A 6599-nucleotide genomic window follows, 5' to 3' on the forward strand; every position below is an offset into this window, starting at 1 on the left:
CATGCATATTTCCGATGGAGTGCTGCCCATCTCGATAACCGTAGCCTCCTACGCTGTTTCCTTTGCCGGGGCGGCCTACAGTCTGCGACGCATGAAAAATGAGGATCTGCCGAGGATTGCCGTGGTGACCTCGGCTTTTTTTGTTGCCTCCCTGATTCATCTGCCATTTGGTCCAACCAGTGTCCACCTGATTTTACCGGGAATCGTCGGCGCCCTGCTCGGGCCAGTCGCCTTTCTGTCAATCGTCCTGGGGCTTTTTCTCCAGTCCATTCTCTTTCAGTTTGGCGGACTCACCGCTTTGGGCGCCAATGCGCTGATGATGGGGCTGCCGGCGCTTTTCTGCGGCCTGCTTTTTCAGGGAATCCGTGGAAAAACCGTCTTGAGTCATACCATTGCCGGCGCTGTCTGCGGCGGTCTGGGCACGGCAATGGCAGCAACCGTGCTGGCCGGTCTGCTGGCCACCGCCGGGGAGAATTTTGTCGGGGTGGCGAAAATCGCCCTGGCCGCCCATGTGCCGGTCTTCCTGGTCGAGGCCGGCGTCTCCGCCTTTACGGTTTCTTTCCTGTTCAGGGTAAAGCCGGAACTCCTGACGACAGGGCGGTTTGGCAAATGACGGCACATCCGGAAATCCATATCCCCCTGACGGTACTGGCCAGTGGCATCGGCGGTCTTGCGGTTCTCTTCGTGCTGTTTTACTGGAGTACCGGCAGAAAACGGGCAAAACGAAACTCTTTTCGAACCGGCGAGCCGGACTGGTCGGTGCCGACCATCGATGCCTATGCCGACCGGTCTTCTTTTTTCCATCAATGGGACCCGCGCATCAAGATCGTCAGCCTCTTTCTCTACTGTTTCATGGTCGTGTCGCTGCAATCGCTGTGCTGGAGCGGGGTCGCTTTTGTCATATCGCTGCTGGCTGTCGCCGCCTGTAACATCCCTTTTGCCCGGGCGGGAAAACGCTTGCTGGCCATGGCCGGCTTTTTGTCGATGTTTCTGCTGATCGTCCCTTTTACCTCGCCGCTGCAGGGCTCGGAGACCCTCATTTATTTCCCCGGCCTGCCAGGATTTCCCTTTCATACCGCCGGCTTTTTTGTCGCCCTGATCATTGTCGTCAAGGCCTGCGCTATCGCCCTGATGATGGAACCGCTGCTCGGCACCGCGCCCCTGGCGGTCACCCTGCAGAGCCTGTCCCGCCTCGGTTTGCCCGATTCCATCGGTCAGATGGTCCTCTTGTCCCATCGCTATATCTTTGTCTTCGTCCATGAAATTACCCGGATGTATCGCGGGATGCGGGTCCGGGGCTTTGTCCCGGGGACAAATATGGCCACCATGAGTGCCATGGGGAATTTTTTCGGCATGCTCTTTGTCCGCTCCTTCGACCGCACTCAGAGGGTCTACGACGCCATGTTGAGTCGGGGCTATGCCGGGCGGTTCCCTTCTTTTGTCCGCTTTGCCACCACGGAAAAAGACTGGGCGAAAGGCGCCCTGTGGATTATGATGGGTCTCTTGTTGCTTTTTGTTGATCGAGTGTACGGCAATCCTTTCCTTTGATGCAGCAGGGACCTTGGCGAAAAGGTTTTCTGCCGCTCTGCTACGGGTAATCCATCATGCATTTCATGTCCGACGAACACATACCCCGGAAAGGCGAATTACCGCTGTATGACCTCGATTCTCTCTTTTTTCGCTACCCGGACGGCACCTACGCCCTGCGGGACATCTCGCTGAAAATCCACCGAGGTGATCGCATTGCCCTGGTCGGCCGAAACGGTTCCGGCAAAACTACCCTGGTCAAGCACCTCAACGGCCTGCATTCCTGTCAGGAGGGGAGCATCAGCTACAAAGGCCAGCCACTGACCGAGGCGATGCTGCCGGACCTGCGCCTTGCCACCGGCGTTCTTTTCCAGGACCCCGATGATCATCTGTTCTGTAATTCGCTGTTTGATGATGTGGCCTTTGGCCCGATGAACCAGGGACTTGACGAGGACACGGTGATCTCCAGGGTTCTCGAACAGCTGACGGCGGTTGGCCTGGAAAAATTGTGCTACAAACCGGCCCACCTGCTCAGTTACGGCCAGAAAAAACGGGCGGCCTTCGCGGCCATTATGGCCATGCACCCCGAGGTGCTTATACTCGACGAACCGACCGCCAATCTTGATCCGCGTCAGGAAAAAATTTTCAAGGAACTGCTGCGGGCGTATACCGGAACCCTGATTATTATCGACCACGACCTGCTCTTTCTCTATGATCTCTGTGATCGGGCGGTGGTGATGAGCGACGGTGCCATCCACCACAATTACTCCTTTGACCAGCTGGTTTCCCAGCGGGAATCGCTGCGCGAGCACGGACTGGATTTTACCTTTCGTTTCAGTTGCTGCGGCGATCATCAGAGTGTCCATGTCCACCAGCATTACCAACACACCCATGAGCATCCGATCGGCGCAATCCATGCGCCCTCTGTTCTTCCGGTGCCGCCGCTTATGGAGCTGCAGCATTATTCCTTTCGTTATGGTGATGGAACACTCGGACTTTCCAACGCCAATCTGATCATCCATCCGGGTGACACCCTGGCCCTGGTTGGAGAGAACGGTGCCGGTAAATCGACCCTGGCCGCCTGTCTGCTTGGGCTCAATCGTGGGGAAGGGTATTTCTTCGTCAATGGCAAGCCTGTGAACAATGCTCTGCGTAAGGGCTTGTGGCAACGGGTCGGCATGGTCTTCCAGAATTCCGCCGACCAGCTGTTTACCCCCTCCTGCCGTGAAGAAGTCGCCTTTGGTCCAAAGCAGATGGGCGTGAAAGGCGAGGAGCTGGACGACCGGGTGAACGACGCCCTGGCTCGGGTCCACCTGCAGGGGTTCGAGGATAAGGTGCCGCTGAATATGAGCGGCGGGGAACGTAAACGGCTGGCCATCGCCGCCGCCCTGAGCATGCATCCGGAGGTGCTCATTCTCGATGAACCGACGGCCAGCCTCGACCCGCATGGCGAGGAACTGCTCACCGAGATCCTCGAGAGTCTGGGGCTGACGACCATCCTCATCACCCACGACCTGTTCTTTATCGAAAGACTCAGTACCCGGGCCATTGTCATGCACCAGGGCACGATCATCCGCGATTATTCAACCGCTGAATTTCTCACCGATGACCACCTGCAGTCGGTGAACGGCCTGGATTATTCCTACAAGTCCGATTGCGGCCGCCGGATCATGGCCTTGCAGGATCATGAAAAAGGGGTGACAATTCTGCCTATTGACTAACTTTGCGGGTCTGGTAAAAGGCATTGTCAATGCACATGCCATCATCAATAAAAGATGCAGCAGGCTGCCATCCACGCTGCTCGAATTCCCTGGTCCGGCCCTATGTCTGCCAATCTGAAAGTTCTTTTCGCTCTGACCCTTATTCATTTCACCGGCGATTTTTACACCTCCTTCATCAACCCTCTTTTTCCGGTTTTTGTTGAAAAACTTGGTCTATCGCTGACGCAGGTCGGCATTATTGCCGGTACCATGCGCTTACTGGCGTTCATCATCCAGCCGACGGTCGGCTACCTGGCCGACCGTTATCAGACGCGAGCCTTCATTTTTATCGGTCTGTCGCTGACTATCGTTTTTATACCGCTCTCCGGTATCGCCCCCAATTTCTGGGTCCTGCTGTTGTGTGTCGCTCTCGGGTCAGTCGGCTCGTCGATGTTTCATCCCTCGGTTACCGGGATGGTGCCTGTGTATGCCGGAACAAAGGCCGGATTTTCCATGTCCGTGTTCAACACCGGCGGCACGATGGCGTTTGGCCTTGGTCCGCTGTTTATTACCTGGTATGTCGCCTTTTTTGGCTTGACGGCCATGCCGGTGACGATGATAGCCGGCCTGCTGGTGCTGGCGTATCTGTTGACGGTGGTGCCAAAACCGCTCAGCGAGGGGCTGCGGCGAGCCGGTTTTTTCGGAACACTCAAAGAAAGTCTGGGCAGCGCCTGGAAGGCTGTGGCCTTGATCTGGCTGGTTATGTTTTTGCGGGCAGTGGTGGGGCAGTCATTTCTTACCTTCATGCCGGTGCTTTACGTCCAGGAGGGACTAAGCGTGGTCTCGGCAGGGGGGATTTATGCGCTTTTCCTGGTGTCCGGAACCGTCAGCGGTCTGCTTGCCGGGCACATCTCGGATCGTATCGGCTTTAAACCGGTTTTCCTTTTTTCCTTTCTGTTCATGGCCCCGGCCCTCTGGCTGCTCATGCAGCTGAGCGGCGGTTGGGTCTATTTCGGCGCGGCTCTGGCCGGCGGCTTCGTCCTGGCGCCTCTTCCCCTTGGGGTAACAATGGCCCAGACCCTGGCTCCGAAAGGCCGTTCCATGGTGGCCAGCCTGATGATGGGTTTTGCCTACGGCCTCGGCGGAATTATTACGCCGGTTGTCGGGAAACTCGCCGATACCTTTGCCATCCGCCCCGTTCTTACGGTGATTGCCTGCATTCCGCTCTTTGCCCTGCCTATTATCGCACTTTTTCCGAAAACGCGCAGCAATGGCTGATGACCTATAAGACTACTGCGTACAGTGATCTTGATTATCATTTGGCAATGGTCATTTCTAAACAGTCGGATAACCTAGAATCCATTGGCTATATGTTTGGTCGATGAGTCGAGCATAATGATGTTATCTTCGCAGTTTACGCACCTAATCCATTGATGTATGACAAGCAAATGAAAAAATATGGTCAGAGTCAAGTTAGGTGTGGTAACATTTGAAATCAAAAGAGAATCACTTAAATTACTGTTGGGAGAATAGGCACGATGTTAAAAATGCGGATGAATGCTGTGGTATTATGTTTGCTGGCAGTTATGCTGGGGGCGGTATTTTCAGCCGGTGCCCAGGAGATGGATGATATAACAGTGCCGGCAGAATCCGGATCACTGGATATGCTGGGATCCATTGTTAAACTCAAGCAGAACCTGCAACAGCGTATATCTGAAAAAAAACAGGCCATTGCAGAGATCACGTCTGAAACCGAAAAAAAACAATCTGGCAGTTGAGTTGGACAGGCTGGACAAGATGCTGGCCTCTGCCAACAGGGATTTTGAGCGCATTGCCACTGGGGTGGATATTGGTTTGTTTGACGAAAAAAAAGAAGAGCAGCTTGACTGGAAAGATGAAGTGGTCTCCCTGGTAAAGCCAGGGATAACCGAACTTAAGCGGTTGACCCAAAAAGCCCGCCAGAAAACCAGCCTCAAGGATGAGCTGTCTTTTTACCAGGAGCTTGAACCGGTTGCCAGGCAGGCCAATGAAAATCTGATGGACCTGATATCCTCCCGTACCGAGGACAAAACCATAAAGCAGAATCTGGAAAAACTGGTACCTGAATGGCGGGGGGGCGAAAAACAGATCTCAAGCAAACTGGAAATCACCCAGATGCAGCTGGCGGAACTGGAATCAGAAGGACAATCTCTTATCGAGACCTCCCAGACCTCCATTAAGAACTTTTTCAAGACCCGGGGCCTGTTTTTGTTCATCGCCCTTGTTTCCTGCATCGGTATCATTCTGTTGATCAGGTTTGCCTACCTGTTTCTTATCAAATATATTCCAGGATACATGTCCGAATACCGGCCGTTTCACCTGCGGGCTTTGGATCTGTTGTTCCGTGTCATTACACTTTTTGCAGCGTTGTTTGTGGTTATCCTGGTCTTTTATTTGTTTGAAGACTGGGTCCTTCTGTCTTTGGCCATCATTTTTCTCATGGGCCTGGGATGGGCTGCCAAACACACCCTGCCCCGGTTCTGGCACCAGAGCCGGCTCATGCTTAATATCGGGGCGGTCCGGGAAGGAGAACGCGTTGTCTACCAGGGGGTGCCCTGGCTGGTGAAAAGCATCAACATGTTCAGCCTGCTGGAAAATCCTGATTTGGGGCAGACCCTGCGGGTTCCCATTGAAACCCTTATGGACCTCACTTCCCGGCCGTTCCAGCGCCATGAACCCTGGTTTCCCTGCCGGAAAAACGACTGGGTGATCCTGTCGGACGGCACCAGGGGAGGTGTCACCAGCCTGTCCCATGAAATGGTCGAGCTGGTAATGCGGGGTGGGGCGAAAAAGGTTTACCAGACCGCTGACTTTCTGGGTTTGTCTCCGTTGAACCTGTCGGTGAATTTCAGGCTGAAAATCATTTTTGGCATATCCTACAATCTCCAGGCGGTAGCCACAAATGAGGTGCTTGAAATCCTGGATGCCTATATCCGCAAACAACTGACAGCAGAAGAATATGAAAAATCCCTGCTCAACCTCAGGGTGGAGTTTAGCGCTGCCGGCTCCTCTTATCTGGATCTTGTGGTTATCGCTGATTTTGAAGGTAAAATGGCTCCGCTTTACAATAGGATATCCCGGGCAATACAGCGCTGGTGCACCGATGTCTGTACCGAAAACGACTGGGAAATTCCTTTTCCCCAGCTTACGGTGCACAAGGCGGCCGATTGATCCCAAAACCGGGATCAGGAACTGACACGAGAGCATGGAACGCCCTGGCCTGTTGCAAGATAACAAGAGGATAATGTGTAAGGTATGGACATGTTTTCCTGGCAATTTACCAGGAGTTACCGACTGTCCTCACTAAAAAGATTCCCACCAGTTCAAAAAAAC

At 54.0% G+C, this 6599-nt stretch carries 6 protein-coding genes; all 6 read left to right on the top strand.

What is annotated here, in order from left to right; genetic code table 11:
* Position 1: 1 nt before the first annotated feature.
* Positions 2 to 613 carry a cobalt transporter CbiM gene (gene cbiM / locus ACYQ8U_RS14105; protein WP_459946189.1) on the top strand — a complete coding sequence of 204 codons (612 nt, stop codon included), beginning with the start codon at positions 2 to 4 and terminating at the stop codon, positions 611 to 613.
* On the top strand, positions 610 to 1548 hold the full coding sequence (cbiQ, locus tag ACYQ8U_RS14110; protein WP_459946190.1) for a cobalt ECF transporter T component CbiQ: 939 nt from the start codon (positions 610 to 612) through the stop codon (positions 1546 to 1548). Before cbiM ends, cbiQ begins: the two co-directional genes overlap by 4 nt.
* Positions 1549 to 1613: 65 nt before the next feature.
* A complete protein-coding gene (locus ACYQ8U_RS14115) occupies positions 1614 to 3248 on the top strand; it encodes an ABC transporter ATP-binding protein (protein WP_459946191.1) in 1635 nt (544 codons plus the stop codon).
* 102 nt (positions 3249 to 3350) lie between these two features.
* On the top strand, positions 3351 to 4505 hold the full coding sequence (locus tag ACYQ8U_RS14120; protein WP_459946192.1) for an MFS transporter: 1155 nt from the start codon (positions 3351 to 3353) through the stop codon (positions 4503 to 4505).
* Positions 4506 to 4765: 260 nt separating this feature from the next.
* Positions 4766 to 5005 carry a hypothetical protein gene (locus tag ACYQ8U_RS14125; RefSeq protein ID WP_459946193.1) on the top strand — a complete coding sequence of 80 codons (240 nt, stop codon included), beginning with the start codon at positions 4766 to 4768 and terminating at the stop codon, positions 5003 to 5005.
* Positions 4959 to 6437 carry a hypothetical protein gene (locus ACYQ8U_RS14130; protein WP_459946194.1) on the top strand — a complete coding sequence of 493 codons (1479 nt, stop codon included), beginning with the start codon at positions 4959 to 4961 and terminating at the stop codon, positions 6435 to 6437. The genes ACYQ8U_RS14125 and ACYQ8U_RS14130 overlap by 47 nt, the downstream gene beginning before the upstream one ends.
* Positions 6438 to 6599 lie beyond the last annotated feature (162 nt).

This window comes from Desulfocastanea catecholica (assembly GCF_054657295.1).